Genomic DNA, 17,299 nt, shown 5'->3' with positions numbered 1-17,299 from the left:
TTGAGCTTGCAGTGTGGACGAGTAAAAACATGGATTGCGCATAAAAACAGATAAGAGCAGGTGATTTCAGATGGCCTCCAGTACGGGCAAAGGCAAGGCGATTTTTCGCGTTGTCAGCGGTAACTTCCTAGAGATGTTCGACTTTATGGTCTTTGGCTTTTACGCCACGGCCATTGCCAAAACCTTCTTTCCAAGCGACAGCGCTTTCGCCTCATTAATGCTCGCCCTCGCGACCTTCGGTGCCGGTTTCCTGATGCGCCCACTAGGTGCGATCTTTCTCGGCGCCTACATCGACCGTCATGGTCGCCGCAAAGGCCTGATCATTACTCTCGCACTGATGGCCATGGGCACCGTGCTGATCGCCTGCGTACCGGGCTATGCCACCTTGGGCGTTGCAGCGCCGTTGCTGGTATTGGTCGGGCGCTTGTTGCAAGGCTTTTCGGCAGGCGTGGAACTGGGCGGCGTGTCGGTGTACCTGGCGGAAATCGCCACACCCGGACGCAAGGGTTTCTTCGTCAGCTGGCAGTCTGCTAGCCAACAAGCGGCCGTGGTGTTTGCCGGCTTGCTCGGGGTTGGCCTCAACCACTGGCTGAGCCCTGAAGAAATGGGTGAATGGGGCTGGCGCATTCCGTTTCTGCTGGGCTGCATGATCGTGCCGGTGATCTTTGTGATCCGTCGCTCAATGGAAGAAACCCCAGAGTTCGAGGCTCGCAAACATCACCCTACCCTGCGGGAAATCGTGCGTTCTATCGGTCAGAACTTTGGCTTGGTACTGGGCGGCATGGCCCTGGTAGTGATGACCACCGTGTCGTTCTACCTGATTACCGCCTACACCCCGACCTTCGGCAAGGCAGAACTGCACCTGTCAGATCTGGATGCCTTGCTGGTGACCGTGTGCATTGGCCTGTCGAACTTCTTCTGGTTGCCAGTCATGGGCGCACTGTCTGACAAGATCGGTCGCAAACCGCTGCTGCTGGGCGCCACCATTCTGGCGATCCTGACCGCCTATCCAGCGCTGTCATGGCTGGTAGCCAACCCGAGTTTCAGTCACCTGCTGATCGTCGAACTGTGGTTGTCGTTCCTGTATGGCTCGTACAACGGCGCGATGGTCGTAGCCCTGACCGAAATCATGCCGATTGAAGTGCGCACCACAGGTTTCTCGCTGGCCTACAGCCTCGCGACTGCGACCTTCGGCGGCTTTACCCCGGCGGCTTGCACCTACCTGATCCACGTCCTGGACAACAAGGCCGCCCCCGGCCTGTGGCTGACCGGCGCGGCAATACTGGGGTTGATTGCAACCGTGGTGCTGTTCCGTGGCAATCAGCACCAGTTACGTACGGCGCAATCGGCGGTGCCAAGTAACGGCTAAAAGGCTTCACACAACCTGTGGGAGCGGGCTTGCTCGCGATGCAGGCGATGCGGCTTCACTAAAACGCTGCGGTGATCCAATCGCGAGCAAGCCCGCTCCCACACGTTTTTTCTGCACAAAAAAAACGCCCCGACAAATCGGGGCGTTTTCAGTTGCGGCGAGCGCTTAGCGTGGGAACGCAGGCGGGTTAACCCCGGCCATGTCTTCCATCACGCGTACTACCTGGCAGCTGTAACCGAATTCGTTGTCGTACCACACGTACAGCACAACGCGGTTGTCATTGCAGATAGTGGCTTCAGCATCTACCACACCGGCGTGACGCGAACCTACGAAGTCAGTGGAAACCACTTCCTGCGAGCTCACGAAGTCGATTTGCTTGTGCAGATCGGAGTGCAGCGCCATGTGACGCAGGTACTCGTTCATTTCTTCACGGGTAGCCGGCTTCTCAAGGTTCAGGTTGAGGATGGCCATCGACACGTTTGGCGTCGGAACGCGGATCGCGTTACCGGTCAGCTTGCCGGCCAGTTCAGGCAATGCCTTGGCAGCAGCGGTGGCAGCACCGGTCTCGGTGATAACCATGTTCAGCGCGGCGCTACGGCCACGGCGATCGCCCTTGTGGAAGTTGTCGATCAGGTTCTGGTCGTTGGTGTACGAGTGAACCGTTTCAACGTGACCGTTTACGATGCCGAACTTGTCGTTGACAGCCTTGAGCACCGGCACGATGGCGTTGGTGGTGCAGGATGCCGCCGAAACGATCTTGTCGTCTGCGGTGATTTCGCCGTGGTTGATGCCGTGAACGATGTTCTTCAGCTTGCCTTTACCAGGTGCGGTCAACACCACGCGGTCGATACCAGGGCACTGCAAGTGCTGACCCAGGCCGTCTGCGTCACGCCATACGCCGGTGTTGTCCACCAGCAGCGCGTTCTTGATACCGTACTGGGTGTAATCCACCTCGGTAGGGTTCTTCGCGTAGATCACCTGGATCAGGTTGCCGTTGGCGGTGATGGTGTTGTTGGCTTCATCGACAACGATGGTGCCATCGAACGGGCCATGTACCGAGTCACGACGCAGCAGGCTTGCACGCTTGACCAGATCGTTGTCGGCGCCTTTGCGCACAACGATGGCACGCAGGCGCAGGCCGTCGCCACCACCGGTTTTTTCGATCAGGATGCGCGCCAGCAGACGGCCGATACGACCGAAGCCGTACAGCACAACGTCGGTGCCTTTACGTGCAGAAGCGTTTTGCTGACCTACTACATCGGCCAGTTCATCGCGCACAAACTGCTCAGCCGTGCGGCCATTGCCTTCGGCCTTGAACTTCACGGCCAGCTTGCCCAGGTCTACCGAAGCAGCGCCGAGCTTAAGCTCGCTCATTGCCTTGAGCAGCGGGAAAGTTTCGTGCACGGACAATTCGATGTCATCGGACTGACGATGGCGAGCAAAGCGGTGAGCCTTGAGAATCGCAATGACTGAACGGTTGATCAGGCTGCGGCCATAGATCGAGCTAACCACATTGTTATTGCGGTAAAGCTGACCGATAAGCGGAATCATCGCTTCTGCGAGTGCTTCACGGTCGATCCATTCACCAAGACACTGGTCGGGCTTCTGAGTCACGGGAACCTTCCACATGTAGGGGCTGAAAAAAGGGGCTACATTATGCCGCTGCGCCCCTGCAGGGGCAATGCACGCCTGTCATACTCAGTTACTGAAACGATTAAGCACCAACAAATATTGGCGAAAATTTTTCTAACATTCACCCGTTAATTGACCTTCACCCCCTGAGTAGCCCCGCCGGCACCCCCATGCCCGCTATCTCGCGCTGATTTGCACCTGCTTGAACACTGCAACTGACAGCCAGCCCTTTGGCCCGCTACAATTGCCGACTTTGTCGCAACGCTTGGAGCTCAACCTTCCGTGCCCGTCCTGCGTCTACCGAAACTCCCTGCTACGGCAGGTAAACAGCACTGGAGCAACCTGCCCGGTGCTGCCCTGAGCCTCGCGATTGCCGAGGCTGCCAGCGCCGCCAAGCGCTTCACCCTGCTCCTGACCGCCGACAGCCAAAGCGCTGAACGCCTTGAGCAAGAGCTGAGATTTTTTGCGCCCGAGTTACCGGTGCTGCATTTCCCCGACTGGGAAACCCTGCCCTACGATCTGTTCTCGCCACACCAGGACATCATCTCCCAGCGCATCGCCAGTCTGTACCGGCTGCCGGAGCTGAGTCATGGCGTTTTGGTAGTGCCGATTACCACCGCCCTACATCGCCTGGCCCCGACCAAATTTCTGCTCGGCAGCAGCCTGGTGCTGGATATCGGCCAGAAGCTGGATGTGGAGCAGATGCGCACCCGGCTTGAAGCCAGTGGCTATCGTTGCGTGGACACGGTGTATGAGCATGGCGAGTTCGCGGTACGCGGCGCATTGATCGACCTGTTTCCGATGGGCAGCAAATTGCCGTACCGGATCGACCTGTTCGATGACGAAATCGAGACGCTGCGCACTTTCGACCCGGAAACCCAGCGCTCGATCGACAAGGTCGAGTCGGTCCGCCTGTTGCCCGCCCGCGAGTTTCCGCTGCAAAAAGACGCCGTAACCCGCTTCAAGGCCCGCTTCCGTGAGCGCTTTGATGTCGACTTCCGGCGCTGCCCGATTTTCCAGGACTTGACCAGCGGCATCACCCCCGCGGGCATCGAGTACTACCTGCCGCTGTTTTTCGATGACACCTCGACCCTGTTCGATTATTTACCGGCAGACACCCAAGTATTCTCGTTGCCAGGCATTGAGCAGGCGGCAGAGAACTTCTGGTCTGACGTGCGCAACCGCTATGAAGAGCGCCGCATCGATCCTTCGCGGCCATTGCTGCCACCTGCCGAGCTGTTCCTGCCGGTCGAAGACTGCTTCGCCCGCCTGAAAAACTGGCCCCGCGTGGTCGCAAGCCAGGATGACGTCGACACCGGCAGCAGCCGTGAACGCTTCCCGGCGCAAACGCTGCCCAATCTGGCGATTGAAGCCAAGGCCAATCAGCCGCTGCATGCCCTGGCGAGCTTTCTTGAGCAGTTTGATGGCCGCGTGCTGTTTACCGCCGAATCGGCCGGTCGCCGTGAAGTGCTGCTCGAACTGCTTGAGCGCCTCAAACTGCGGCCAAAAACGGTCGATAGCTGGCCCGACTTCGTTGCCAGCAAGCACCGCTTGGCCATCACTATCGCCCCGCTGGATGATGGCCTGCTACTGGACGACCCGGCGCTGGCGTTGATCGCGGAGAGCCCGTTATTCGGCCAGCGCGTGATGCAGCGCAGGCGCCGCGAGAAACGCGCAGATGCCAACAACGATGCGGTGATCAAGAACCTCACCGAGCTGCGCGAAGGCGCGCCGGTGGTTCACATCGACCATGGTGTTGGCCGCTATCAAGGCTTGGCGACGCTGGAAGTTGACAATCAGGTAGCCGAGTTCCTGACCCTGGAATACGCCGAGGGCGCCAAGTTGTATGTGCCGGTGGCCAACCTGCACCTGATCGCCCGCTACACCGGCAGTGATGATGAACTGGCGCCATTGCATCGTCTGGGCTCGGAAACCTGGCAAAAAGCCAAACGCAAAGCCGCCGAGCAAGTACGTGACGTGGCTGCCGAACTGCTCGACATCTACGCCCGCCGTGCCGCTCGCGAGGGCTACGCGTTTGCCGACCCGAAAGCCGATTACGCCACTTTCAGCGCCGGCTTCGCGTTTGAAGAAACCCCGGACCAGCAAACCACCATCGAAGCCGTGCGCGCCGACATGCTGTCGCCCAAGCCGATGGACCGTCTGGTGTGCGGCGACGTGGGCTTCGGCAAAACCGAAGTGGCGATGCGCGCGGCCTTTATTGCCGTGCATGGCGGTCGTCAGGTGGCCATCCTGGTGCCCACCACCCTGCTCGCCCAGCAGCACTACAACAGCTTTCGCGATCGCTTTGCCGACTGGCCGGTAACGGTTGAGGTAATGAGCCGCTTCAAGTCAGCCAAAGAGATCAATGCCGCGGTGGCCGACCTGGCCGAAGGCAAGATCGACATCGTGATCGGCACCCACAAGCTGCTGCAAGACGACGTCAAAATCAAAAACCTCGGCCTGGTGATCATTGACGAAGAACACCGCTTCGGGGTTCGCCAGAAAGAACAGCTCAAGGCCCTGCGCAGTGAAGTCGATATCCTGACCCTCACCGCAACGCCGATCCCGCGCACGCTGAACATGGCGGTGTCGGGCATGCGCGACCTGTCGATCATCGCCACGCCACCGGCGCGCCGATTGTCGGTACGCACCTTTGTCATGGAGCAGAACAAAAGCACGGTCAAAGAGGCCCTGCTGCGTGAACTGCTGCGCGGCGGGCAGGTTTACTACCTGCACAACGATGTAAAAACCATCGAGAAATGCGCCGCCGAACTGGCCGAACTGGTACCCGAGGCACGGATCGGCATCGGCCACGGGCAGATGCGCGAACGCGAACTCGAACAGGTGATGAGCGACTTCTATCACAAGCGCTTCAACGTGCTGATCGCCTCGACCATCATCGAGACCGGGATCGACGTGCCGAGCGCCAACACCATCATTATCGAGCGCGCCGACAAGTTCGGGCTGGCGCAATTGCACCAGTTGCGCGGCCGTGTCGGGCGCAGTCACCACCAGGCCTACGCCTACCTGCTGACGCCACCACGCCAGCAAATTACCGGGGACGCGCAAAAGCGTCTGGAAGCCATCGCCAACACCCAGGACCTGGGGGCCGGTTTTGTCCTGGCCACCAACGACCTTGAAATCCGCGGCGCGGGCGAGCTGCTCGGTGACGGCCAAAGCGGCCAGATCCAGGCAGTCGGCTTTACCCTGTACATGGAAATGCTCGAACGTGCGGTCAAATCAATCCGCAAGGGCGAACAGCCCAACCTCGACCAGCCCCTGGGTGGCGGTCCGGAAATCAATCTGCGGGTGCCCGCACTGATCCCCGAGGCGTATCTGCCGGATGTACATACCCGGCTGATTCTCTACAAACGCATCGCCTCGGCCACCGACGAAGAAGGCCTGAAGGACTTGCAGGTCGAGATGATCGACCGCTTCGGCCTGCTCCCCGAGCCGACCAAGAACCTGGTGCGCATTACCTTGCTCAAGTTGCAGGCCGAGCAATTGGGCATCAAGAAAGTCGACGCCGGGCCACAGGGCGGGAGAATCGAGTTTGCGGCTGACACCCCGGTTGATCCGATGGTGCTGATCAAATTGATCCAGGGCCAACCCAACCGTTACAAATTCGAAGGCGCGACCCTGTTCAAGTTCATGGTGCCAATGGAGCGCCCAGAAGAACGCTTCAATAACATTGAGACGCTGTTTGAGCGCCTCACGCCGAAGTCGCCCTGAATGAAATACCCATGCCCCTGAGCCAGACACCCCGACTGACCAAGCCGCTCGCACCGACTTGGGTCAGTCGCTTCAAAGAACAAAGCCTTGAGCGTGGTCGCCGCTACGCCAAGGAAAACCGCGTCAGAATCGTCCAGATCGGCGACAGCATGATCAACGCCAGCTGTCAGGGCTCAGGCGAAAACACCTACCGTCAGACCATACATTTACGCGAATCCGCCAAAGGCACTCTGCTGTTGGTGGACGCAACCTGCACCTGCCCGGTACGCACCAATTGCAAGCACACCGCTGCCGTCTTATTGAAGATTGAAGAAACCTTGAACTACCCTGCCGCCGCTCAGGATGCCGAGCTTCTGGAGAAACTCCAGGCCGTACTCGACTCACGTCGCCCCAACAACCTGCCCGAGCAATTGGTCGACGATGTCCAGCCAGTGCCACGCCTGTGGCTGGCCAGCGCCGAGTTCAGCGCCTTCGAACCGCGCAACGGCAAGATGCAACGCTATATCCAGCACCGCGCCGCATTGTCGTTCAACTACTTGGACCAGTACGTCAGCGGGCAAAAAAACACCGACATTCTGCTGCGCCAGGAACAGCAGACCCTACGGATCAAACGCCAGCCAGACACCGAGAATGTCTACCGAGAGCAGTTGCGCAGCCTGGGCTTCAAAATTGCCACCCGCCAGAGCAAAGCGCTACCCGAAAGTGCCGGCGAGCTGTTTGAGCTGGTCAATGACAGTGCCTGGCTGAATTTCACCCTCAACCAGATGCAAGCCCTGCGCGAACAAGGCTGGGAGTTGCAGATCGATGAGGGCTTCGGCTTTGACCTGAGCCCGGTCGAAGACTGGTACGCCAATGTCGATGAAGCCCCGGAGCGTGACTGGTTCGACCTGGAACTGGGGATTATCGTCAACGGCCGCCACCTGAGCCTGCTGCCGATACTGCTGAACCTGATGCGCTCCCACAACGACATCCTCAACCCGGAGAAACTTGCCCGGCGCCGAGATGACGAACTGATTCTGGTAAACATTCCGGCCAACCCTGGCAGCGGCCACGGCGCGCTGCAAGTTGCCTTGCCGTTTGGGCGTTTGAAGCCGGTACTCGCAACCCTGGACGAGTTCTATCTGGGCGAGCCGGATGCCACCTCGCTGCGAATCAAAAGCGCCGACGCGCTGCGCCTCAACGCTCTGGATGCCCTGCCCTTGCGCTGGGAAGGTGGTGAGCAGATTCGTGGCTTTGCCCAGCGACTGCGTGACATCAAGGACTTCAGCGTCGAAGTGCCCGAGGGCCTCAACGCCAACCTGCGCCCCTACCAACTCGAAGGGCTGAGCTGGATGCAGTCGCTGCGCCAGCTTGAGGTCGGTGGCGTGCTGGCTGACGACATGGGCCTGGGCAAAACCCTGCAGACCCTGGCGCATATTCTGTGCGAAAAAAACGCTGGTCGCCTGGATCGCCCAGCCATGGTGGTGATGCCCACCAGCCTGATTCCCAACTGGCTCGACGAGGCCGCGCACTTCACCCCGCAGCTCAAGGTGCTGGCGCTGTATGGCGCCACCCGTAAAAAACACTTTGCGCACCTCAATGACTACGACGTAATCCTGACCACCTACGCTTTGCTGCCCAAGGACATCGAGCACCTGGCCAAACTGCCCTTGCACTTGCTGGTGCTGGACGAAGCCCAATACATCAAGAACCCAGGCAGCAAGGCCACCCAGGCTGCCTGCGAGCTGGTTGCGCGGCAACGCCTGTGCCTGAGCGGCACACCACTGGAAAACCACCTGGGCGAGTTATGGTCACTGTTCCACTTCCTGCTCCCCGGCTGGCTGGGCGACGTTAAAACCTTCAATCGCGACTACCGGGTGCCCATCGAACGCCAGGGCAGCGCCGAACGCCTGCAACACCTGAATGCACGGATCAAACCGTTTTTGCTGCGCCGCACCAAGGAACAGGTTGCCACCGAACTGCCGCCCAAGACCGAGATCATCCATTGGGTTGACCTCAATGAAGCGCAGCGCGATGTATACGAAACCATGCGCCTGGCGATGGACAAAAAAGTGCGCGACGAAATCACCCGCAAAGGTGTCGGGCGCAGTCAGATCATCATCCTGGAAGCGCTGCTAAAACTGCGCCAGGTCTGCTGCGACTTGCGGTTGGTCAGCGACACTGCGCCGAAAAAAGGCAGCACCTCGGGCAAGCTCGATAGCTTGATGCTGATGCTCGAAGAACTGTTTGCCGAAGGGCGGCGCATTTTGCTGTTCTCGCAGTTCACCTCGATGCTTGCCCTGATCGAAATCGAACTGAAAAAACGCAACGTCCGTTACGCCATCCTTACCGGGCAAACCCGCGACCGGCGCGCGCCGGTCAAGGACTTCCAGAGTGGCACGCTGCAAATCTTCCTGATCAGCCTCAAGGCAGGTGGCGTTGGCTTGAACCTGACTGAAGCCGACACGGTGATTCACTACGACCCGTGGTGGAACCCGGCGGCAGAAAATCAGGCTACCGACCGCGCCTACCGCATTGGCCAGGAAAAACCGGTATTTGTGTACAAGATGATTGCCCGCGGCACCGTGGAAGAGAAAATCCAGCACTTGCAGCAGGAAAAATCGGATTTGGCAGCAGGCGTACTGGACGGTCGAATCGCCGGAGACTGGAAACTCCAGGACGACGACATCGACGCCCTGTTTGCACCGTTGCCGCCTAAAACCGAGAAGCGCTGAACTCCACTGTAAAACATAAACCAGTGGATGCTCTGTTCCCTGCTCGCGAATGATCTCTGTAGATACTCTGTTCCAGGTCAAGCCCCAGTGGGAGCGAGCCTGCTCGCGAATGTTTTTCGCGAGCAGGCTCGCTCCCACGCTTGAAGTATCTCTGTAGCCACTGACGAGTAGAACGAGGCAGCGTTCAGCTGCGCAGCAGTCGTAAATCCTGAGCACCGGATTTAATTGGCACACTGCAGCGTCTGATCTCACGACAACTACGTCTCTGATCGCAGCCTCGCTCCGCCCCTCAGCGGCTACAAAACGATTCAGGGCTGATGATCAGCCCTATACCGCCAATAATTGCTTAAGCCTTGATTGAGGGATGCCGTCAATCTATTAGCTGAGCATCCTTGAGAGCGCCCATCGCCACCAACCAACGCGGGCTCTGGCGATAATCGGTGCTGGCCCAGGCCTGGCCGCGCATACGCGCGATCCGGGGCGACGGAGTGACCTTCAAGCGCTGCGCTGCGCTGAGGGCAAGCTCTGCGGCAGCACGGTCGTTGCACACCAGCCCCATGTCGCAACCAGCCGACAAGGCAGCCTCAATACGGCTGGCGGCATCACCCACCACGTGCGCACCGGCCATCGACAGGTCGTCACTGAAGATCACGCCGTCAAACTGCAATTCGCCGCGCAGGATGTCCTGCAACCAGCGCCGGGAAAAACCGGCTGGCTGGCTGTCCACTTGCGGATAGATCACGTGAGCCGGCATGACAGCTGCCAGATGCTTGCTCAGACGCGCAAAAGGCGCCAGGTCATGGGCGCGGATCTGCTCAAGGCTGCGCTCATCAGTCGGAATGGCGACGTGGGAATCAGCTTCTGCCCACCCGTGCCCCGGAAAATGCTTACCCGTAGCAGCCATACCCGCGTCGTTCATCCCGCGAATAAAAGCCCCGGCCAATGTAGCTGCGCGCTCCGGGTCGCCCTCGAATGAACGACTGCCAACCACAGCGCTGCGCTGGTAATCCAGATCCAGCACCGGAGCAAAACTCAAGTCCAGCCCTACGGCCAGTACTTCAGTAGCCATGATCCAGCCACACTGCTCGGCCAGGTACTCGGCGTTAGGGTTATCGGCAATGGCACGCATCGCTGGCAGGCGCACAAAGCCCTGACGCAAGCGCTGCACCCGGCCGCCTTCCTGGTCAACCGCCAGCAGCAGGTCCGGGCGCAACGCACGAATCGACGCACTCAACTCACGCACCTGGCGCGGATGCTCGATATTGCGTGCAAAAATGATCAAGCCGCCCACTTCAGGCTGGCGCAGCAATTGCCGGTCTTCGGCCGTCAGCCAAGTACCGGCGACGTCCACCATCAAGGAGCCTTGCAAGGCAGAACTCATGGGAAATCCTTAAGAAAGAGAGTGCTCATTACCCGATCCGGATACGCGGGCACAGGCTTGCGCACCGCACTACAGAGAGGCAGCGGAAAAATGAGAGACGGGAATAAGTCAGGGCTGGGCATGGCAGCTAGCTTAGCGGAACAAAGCTGCCACGCCCACCCGCAGCAGGTCAGACCTTGACGGTAACCGGCACGGTTTTACTGCGCGGGCGAAGCTGGGCAGAAGCCATCGCAGGATCAACAACGCCACTTTCAGCACGCATGCCTGCCGCGAGGAACGGGACCATCAGGCGCATCACCTGCTCAATTGAGGTGTTGACGCCAAAATCGGTCTCGGCGATGGCACGCAATGCCTTGATCCCCGACATGCTGAACGCCGCCGCACCCAGCATAAAGTGCACGCGCCAGAACAATTCGATAGGCGGAATTTGCGGGGCAGCTTCGTTGACCAGCAACATATAGCGGCGGAACACCTTGCCGTACATGTCTTCAATATAACGTCGCAAGTGACCTTGGCTCTGGCTGAATGCCAGCCCCAGCAAACGCATGAAAATCGACAGATCATTGCCACTGCGCGGCTGGATCACCAGTGCCTGCTCGACCAGCATTTCCAGTAACTCTTCAAGGCTGGGCCGGCTCTGAGGCTTGGCCTGACGGCGTTCCAGTTCGCGATCCAGGTTGGCACAAAAAGGCCCCAGAAAACGCGAAAAAACCGCCTGGATCAGCGCCTTTTTCGAACCAAAATGGTAATTGACCGCCGCCAGGTTGACCCCGGCCTTGCTGGTAATCAGCCGCAATGAGGTTTCAGCAAACCCTTTTTCCGCGAACAGCTGCTCGGCAGCATCAAGGATACGTTCAACGGTTTCCGACTGGGCCATGACTACTCCGCCTGACATACATTTAAACACTTGTTTGAAACATACGTTTCAGCTTGTAAAAAGTCAAGATGACGTATTCGTTTTGCGACCGGGCGGTTTCGTATTTAACCACAGCCTCGGCCAGCCAGGCCCCACCTGATAAAGTACGGGCCGCACCGCGTATCAACGACCGTCCAGCGGACTGCTGGAAATGGGTGATTGCCAATAAGCCTTCACTGTATATAATCCCAGTCACTGTATAAAAAGACAGAGCGATCAACATGCTAAAACTGACGCCACGCCAAGCTGAGATCCTGGCCTTCATCAAGCGATGCCTGGATGACAACGGATACCCGCCCACCCGTGCCGAGATCGCACAGGAGCTGGGCTTCAAGTCCCCCAACGCCGCCGAAGAGCACCTCAAGGCCCTTGCCCGCAAGGGTGCCATCGAGATGACCCCCGGTGCCTCGCGCGGGATTCGCATCCCTGGCTTCGAAGCCAAGTCTGACGAGTCAACCTTGCCCATCATCGGCCGGGTGGCTGCAGGCGCCCCGATTCTGGCGCTGGAGCATGTCGAAGAGTCGTGCAACATCAACCCGACCTTCTTCCATCCGCGAGCCGATTACCTGCTGCGGGTGCAAGGCATGAGCATGAAGGATGTCGGCATCTTCGATGGCGATCTACTTGCTGTGCACACTTGCCGCGAAGCCCGTAACGGCCAGATCGTTGTGGCCCGCATCGACGACGAAGTCACGGTAAAACGCTTCAAGCGTGAAGGCAACAAGGTCTGGCTGATTGCCGAGAACCCTGAATTCGCCCCGATTGAAGTCAACCTCAAAGACCAGGAACTGGTCATTGAAGGCTTGAGCGTCGGCGTAATTCGCCGCTAAAGGAGGCTTCATGCAGTTCCCACACACACCGCTGCCAGCACAACTCACCCTGTTCGAAGCGTTCATGGCACAACCCATGGCCCCTGCGATCAAGGACGTGCTCGACTCACCCTGGAGCGCCGAACCTGAAGTATTCAGTGAACTGTCGCTACGCGGTGCCGCCGGAAACTGCCTGAACCTGCTTGCTCCCATGCTGCGCGAACTTAGCGAGCAACAAAATGCCCGCTGGCTGACACTGATCGCACCGCCTGCAAGCCTGACTCAAAGCTGGTTACGCGACGCCGGGCTGAACCGCGAGCGTATCTTGCTGCTGCAGCCCAACGGCAATAAAAGCGCCTTGCAACTCACCTGCGAAGCGCTGCGCCTGGGTCGCAGCCACACCGTGGTGAGCTGGATCAACCCACTGAACAGCGCAGCACGCCAACAGTTGATCAGCGCAGCACGCACAGGCCACGGGCAAAGCTTGAATATTCGCTTGGGCTAAAACCTGACGCCGCCACAGGGCCAGTGCAGAACGCAATGGCCTGGCTGTGGCACACGGTTCAGGGCCGCTTAATGAAGAATGCGCGGCCCATCGTCTTTTTCGAGGTCGCCTTCGGCCAGTCGACCCGCCATTTGCACACCAACGCTGAGCATGGCTTTGGCCACCTCTACGTGCTGACCCTGAAGAAATGCCTTGGCATCTTCAGAAAAATTCAGCGTTACCAAAGACCCTTCGTCTTCAGCACGGCGCAACTCGATGCGGCCGTCTGGCAACTCGACAATTTCTAGAAAGGACGTTGGCATATAAATTTGTTCTCCACGAAAGCGCGGGAGTATATCAGCCATCCCGTGGAAAATTCCCGGGATCTGTAGCGCTTTGCATTACAGACTGATGAATGACTGTACCGTTTCGGTTTAGACCTTTAACACTCATTGAGTCCGTCACGAAACCGGATAGCCAGACCTTTAAGGTTCTGACGCCACTCCTCCATTGTTTCGCGGCTCAACGCCTGGGGCGCCTCGTCTTCCAGGTTGACCGCAACGATCAAAGGCTGGAACACATCCGCCTTGACCTTTTTCGGCGCCTGCAGCGGCTGATACAGCGCGGCATGGGTGGCCACCAGCTGCGCCAGCCAGGTCTGCGGCGCTTGCGCCAACTCAACCAGTTCTGCGAGCTCAGGAATAGCCTTCTGATCAAGCACTTGCTGAGTGAGCAGCAACTCGACCCGAGGTGCATTGGCCTGGGGCAGGCGATAAAAGCCCGCTATCTCGTGACACAAACCCAGCAGCGCGCCATACAAATGAAACACCGCCGACTCGCGCTCAGCCTGAACCAGAGCCTGAGCATTCATGGCTCGCCCCTCCCCCGCCTTGTTCATCGCCTCAAGGGCCAGGCCTGCAAAATAGATCTTCTGATTAGTGCGGGTATAGAGTTCGTGAGCCATGCGGGCGCTCCACAGCGAAAGGGTAAAGGCAGGTTGTGCAGTCTCAGGGATCAGGCTGTGCTGGCGCAAGGACTAACAACCCTCTGTAGCAGCTGCCGAAGGAACGAGGCTGCGTTCGGCGGCGCAGCCGTCGTAAAACCAGAGGCCGCAATCTACCTGAGAGGCCGCATGCTCAGGTTTTACGACCGCTTCGCGCTCGAACGCAGCCTCGTTCCTTCGGCAGCTGCTACAAGGCCTTGCACCAACAAAAAACCGCGCAAGGCATGCAGCCCTTGCGCGGTTTTTTATTCAGCTACCAGCTCGGATCAAGCGTCTTTTTCTTTACGCTTGTCTTCTACCTTCCAGCTATTACCGTCGTAGAACGCACGCCAGCCAGTCGGCTTGCCGTCTACTTCCGTCTGCACGTACTGCTCTTTCGTCTTGCGACTGTAGCGAATCACTGCAGGGCGGCCATCCGGGTCTTTCTTCGGCGCTTCACACAAGAAGTGGTACTTGGGATCAATCTCGTCCTTGTGCGGAACAATCTCGATCACCAGCGGCGCACGGGTCTCGCGGTTTTTCGGGAACTGGCTCGCGGCCAGGAACAACCCCGAAGCACCGTCACGCAGGATATACGTGTCGTTGACCTTCTCGCACTTCAGCTCCGGCATTTTCACCGGGTCCATTTTCGGCGGCGCAGCTTCACCGCTTTTCAGCAGCTTGCGGGTGTTTTTGCATTCTGCATTGGTGCAGCCGAAGAACTTGCCGAAACGGCCGGTTTTTAGCTGCATCTCGCTGCCGCACTTGTCGCATTCAAGGCTCGGACCTTCGTAGCCCTTGATGCGATAGTTACCTTCTTCGATTTCGTAGCCCACGCAATCCGGGTTGTTACCGCAGATGTGCAGCTTGTGCTTCTCATCCAGCAGGTAAGCATCCATCGCCGTGCTGCAAATCGGGCAACGGTGTTTGCCCAACAGCACCAAGGATTCGGACTCGCCTTCGTCGTCCGCAGCGATTTCGTCGCCCGGCACCAGGTTGACGGTGGCCTTGCAACGCTCTTTAGGCGGCAGGCTGTAACCCGAGCAACCCAGGAATACACCGGTAGAAGCCGTGCGAATCTGCATCGGACGACCGCATTCCTTGCATGGAATATCAGTCATCACTGGCTGGTTGGCACGCATCCCGCCTTCCGGCGCCGCCGCTACTTCAAGCTTCTTCTTGAAGTCGCCGTAGAACTCGTCCAGCACGTTTTTCCAGTCGCGCTCGCCCTGAGCCACATCGTCGAGGTTCTCTTCCATACCGGCCGTGAAGCCGTAGTCCATCAGGTCGGAGAAGCTCTCGGACAAGCGCTCAGTAACGATGTCACCCATTTTTTCGGAGTAGAAGCGGCGGTTATGCAACGCCACGTAACCACGATCCTGAATGGTCCCGATGATCGCGGCGTAGGTCGAAGGACGACCAATACCGCGCTTTTCCATCTCTTTTACCAAGCTGGCTTCAGAGTAACGCGCAGGCGGCTTGGTGAAATGCTGGCTCGGATCAAGTTCGATCAGTTTCAGCACGTCGCCCTGGACCATGTCCGGCAGTACGTCATCGTCGCCCGGTTTGGCAATTTGCGGCATCACACGGGTGTAACCGTCGAATTTCAGGATGCGGCCCTTGGCACGCAGCTCGAAATCACCGGCAGCCACACTGACAGTGGTCGACAGGTATTTGGCCGGTAGCATCTGGCAAGCCACGAATTGGCGCCAGATCAGCTCGTAAAGGCGCTCAGCGTCGCGCTCCATGCCCGACAGCTTGCTCGGGTGCATGTTTACGTCAGAAGGACGAATCGCTTCGTGAGCCTCCTGTGCGCCTTCCTTGCTGCTATAGACGTTCGGTGCTGGCGGCAGGTAGTCCGCGCCAAACTCGCCTTCGATGTAGGTACGCGCCATCTCGACTGCATCAACCGACAGGTTGGTGGAGTCAGTACGCATGTACGTGATGTAGCCCGCTTCGTACAAGCGCTGAGCCATCATCATGGTTTTCTTCACCCCGTAGCCCAGACGATTGCTCGCGGCCTGTTGCAGGGTGGAGGTGATGAACGGTGCCGACGGCTTGCTACTGGTCGGCTTGTCTTCACGCTTGACGATGCTGTAGTTCGAAGCCTTGAGCTTCTCCAGCGCCGCCATGGCCTGAGCTTCGTTCAGCGGCTTGAACGCCTCGCCTTTTTCACGGGCGACGTCGAAGCGCACTTTCGCACCCTTGGCAGTACCAAGGTCGGCGTGAATTTCCCAGTACTCTTCAGGGTTGAACGCACGAATCTCGCGCTCACGCTCAACCACCAGCTTCACGGCGACCGATTGCACACGGCCAGCCGACAGGCCACGGGCAACCTTGGCCCACAGCAGCGGTGAAACCATGTAACCCACTACGCGGTCGAGAAAGCGGCGTGCCTGTTGGGCGTTAACCCGGTTGATATCCAGCTCACCCGGCTTGGAGAAGGCTTCCTGAATCGCCTTCTTGGTGATTTCGTTGAACACCACGCGCTTGTAGCGGCTGTCATCACCACCAATGGCTTCGCGCAGGTGCCAGGCAATGGCTTCCCCCTCGCGATCCAAGTCGGTTGCGAGATAGATGGTGTCAGCATCCTTGGCGAGCCGGCGCAGCTCTTCGATGACCTTTTCCTTGCCGGGCAGGATCTCGTACTTGGCTTTCCAGCCATGTTCGGGATCGACGCCCATGCGCGAGATCAGCTGCTTTTGAGCCTTCTCTTTTGGCGACAGGGCCGGCGCTTCGCCCGCCGCTGCCTTGCCACGCTTGGCAGCCGGTTCTTTGCTGGCGCTAGCCGAACCGCTGGTGGGCAGGTCTCGGATATGGCCGATACTCGACTTCACCACGTACTCGTTACCCAAGTACTTGTTGATGGTCTTGGCCTTAGCCGGGGATTCCACAATGACCAGCGATTTGCCCATGGATCAGAAAATTCCTGAATTCTAGAAGTGAAAGGCGGTTCGCGCCTGACGCGGCACCGCTATATATAGTGGCTACAAGGTGAGGTCAAGCACAGGGTTCTGCGCGACCTTGCCTTATGGCCGGGAAAAAAGGCTGGTTTCGGCCTGAATCAGGGCAAAGCGCGGGACTTGTTCGCCCTCGACGATGACTGACTCCAGGAACATGCTCAGCGGGCGCACCCAAAAGCCGTAATCACCATACAGGGCTTGGTAGAACACTACGTCCTCTTCGGTTTCAGAATGGCGAGCCACACTGAATACCCGATATTGCGGGCCTTTGTAGTGCTGATAGAGCCCAGGTTGTAGCGGCATGTTGCGGCCCCTCT

General features: G+C 58.7%; 13 protein-coding genes. 5 read left to right on the top strand and 8 right to left on the bottom strand.

What is annotated here, in order from left to right; translation table 11 throughout:
• The first annotated feature begins 70 nt into the window (after nt 1-70).
• Nucleotides 71-1,369: an MFS transporter gene (tcuC, locus tag U5A05_RS07310; RefSeq protein ID WP_261741454.1), complete on the top strand. Its 1,299-nt coding sequence runs from the start codon at nt 71-73 to the stop codon at nt 1,367-1,369.
• Nucleotides 1,370-1,534: 165 nt separating this feature from the next.
• Here tcuC and U5A05_RS07305 read toward each other — a convergent pair whose 3' ends face one another.
• Complete coding sequence (locus U5A05_RS07305; RefSeq protein WP_261741453.1) at nt 1,535-2,998, bottom strand: glyceraldehyde-3-phosphate dehydrogenase; 1,464 nt, start codon at nt 2,996-2,998, stop codon at nt 1,535-1,537.
• Between the two features lie 285 nt (nt 2,999-3,283).
• Here U5A05_RS07305 and mfd point away from each other — a divergent pair, with 285 nt between their 5' ends.
• Both mfd and U5A05_RS07295 read left to right on the top strand, forming a co-directional pair.
• Nucleotides 3,284-6,733, top strand: a complete 3,450-nt coding sequence (gene mfd / locus U5A05_RS07300) for a transcription-repair coupling factor (protein WP_261741452.1) — start codon at nt 3,284-3,286, stop codon at nt 6,731-6,733.
• Between the two features lie 11 nt (nt 6,734-6,744).
• Nucleotides 6,745-9,447 (top strand): DEAD/DEAH box helicase, encoded by a 2,703-nt coding sequence (locus tag U5A05_RS07295; RefSeq protein ID WP_321836028.1) that lies wholly within the window; start codon nt 6,745-6,747, stop codon nt 9,445-9,447.
• 370 nt (nt 9,448-9,817) lie between these two features.
• Here U5A05_RS07295 and nagZ read toward each other — a convergent pair whose 3' ends face one another.
• From nagZ to U5A05_RS07280, 3 genes are all read right to left on the bottom strand, one after another.
• Nucleotides 9,818-10,816, bottom strand: a complete 999-nt coding sequence (gene nagZ / locus U5A05_RS07290; RefSeq protein WP_321836492.1) for a beta-N-acetylhexosaminidase — start codon at nt 10,814-10,816, stop codon at nt 9,818-9,820.
• Nucleotides 10,817-10,997: 181 nt separating this feature from the next.
• On the bottom strand, nt 10,998-11,705 hold the full coding sequence (locus tag U5A05_RS07285; RefSeq protein WP_321836027.1) for a TetR/AcrR family transcriptional regulator: 708 nt from the start codon (nt 11,703-11,705) through the stop codon (nt 10,998-11,000).
• Between the two features lie 22 nt (nt 11,706-11,727).
• Complete coding sequence (locus U5A05_RS07280; RefSeq protein ID WP_321836561.1) at nt 11,728-11,967, bottom strand: hypothetical protein; 240 nt, start codon at nt 11,965-11,967, stop codon at nt 11,728-11,730.
• Here U5A05_RS07280 and lexA point away from each other — a divergent pair.
• Both lexA and sulA read left to right on the top strand, forming a co-directional pair.
• Entirely contained in the window at nt 11,966-12,574 is a 609-nt protein-coding gene (gene lexA / locus U5A05_RS07275) for a transcriptional repressor LexA (RefSeq protein WP_019827486.1), read from the top strand. The two genes, U5A05_RS07280 and lexA, sit on opposite strands and share 2 nt — an antisense overlap.
• Nucleotides 12,575-12,584: 10 nt before the next feature.
• The gene (gene sulA, locus U5A05_RS07270; RefSeq protein ID WP_261741449.1) at nt 12,585-13,058 is read left to right on the top strand and encodes an SOS-induced cell division inhibitor SulA; all 474 of its coding nucleotides are present in this window, start codon (nt 12,585-12,587) and stop codon (nt 13,056-13,058) included.
• 68 nt (nt 13,059-13,126) lie between these two features.
• Here sulA and U5A05_RS07265 read toward each other — a convergent pair whose 3' ends face one another.
• From U5A05_RS07265 to U5A05_RS07250, 4 genes are all read right to left on the bottom strand, one after another.
• Entirely contained in the window at nt 13,127-13,360 is a 234-nt protein-coding gene (locus U5A05_RS07265; RefSeq protein WP_261741448.1) for a hypothetical protein, read from the bottom strand.
• A gap of 119 nt (nt 13,361-13,479) precedes the next feature.
• Nucleotides 13,480-14,001 carry a DUF6586 family protein gene (locus U5A05_RS07260; protein ID WP_261741447.1) on the bottom strand — a complete coding sequence of 174 codons (522 nt, stop codon included), beginning with the start codon at nt 13,999-14,001 and terminating at the stop codon, nt 13,480-13,482.
• A gap of 305 nt (nt 14,002-14,306) precedes the next feature.
• The gene (gene topA / locus U5A05_RS07255; RefSeq protein ID WP_321836026.1) at nt 14,307-16,934 is read right to left on the bottom strand and encodes a type I DNA topoisomerase; all 2,628 of its coding nucleotides are present in this window, start codon (nt 16,932-16,934) and stop codon (nt 14,307-14,309) included.
• 114 nt (nt 16,935-17,048) lie between these two features.
• Nucleotides 17,049-17,285, bottom strand: a complete 237-nt coding sequence (locus U5A05_RS07250; protein WP_261741445.1) for a DUF1653 domain-containing protein — start codon at nt 17,283-17,285, stop codon at nt 17,049-17,051.
• Nucleotides 17,286-17,299 lie beyond the last annotated feature (14 nt).

It is taken from the genome of Pseudomonas kulmbachensis (assembly GCF_963681935.1).
Classification (GTDB): domain Bacteria; phylum Pseudomonadota; class Gammaproteobacteria; order Pseudomonadales; family Pseudomonadaceae; genus Aquipseudomonas; species Aquipseudomonas kulmbachensis.
The sequence above is the reverse complement of the archived record's forward strand: the minus strand, read 5'-3'. Positions and strand labels throughout refer to the sequence as shown.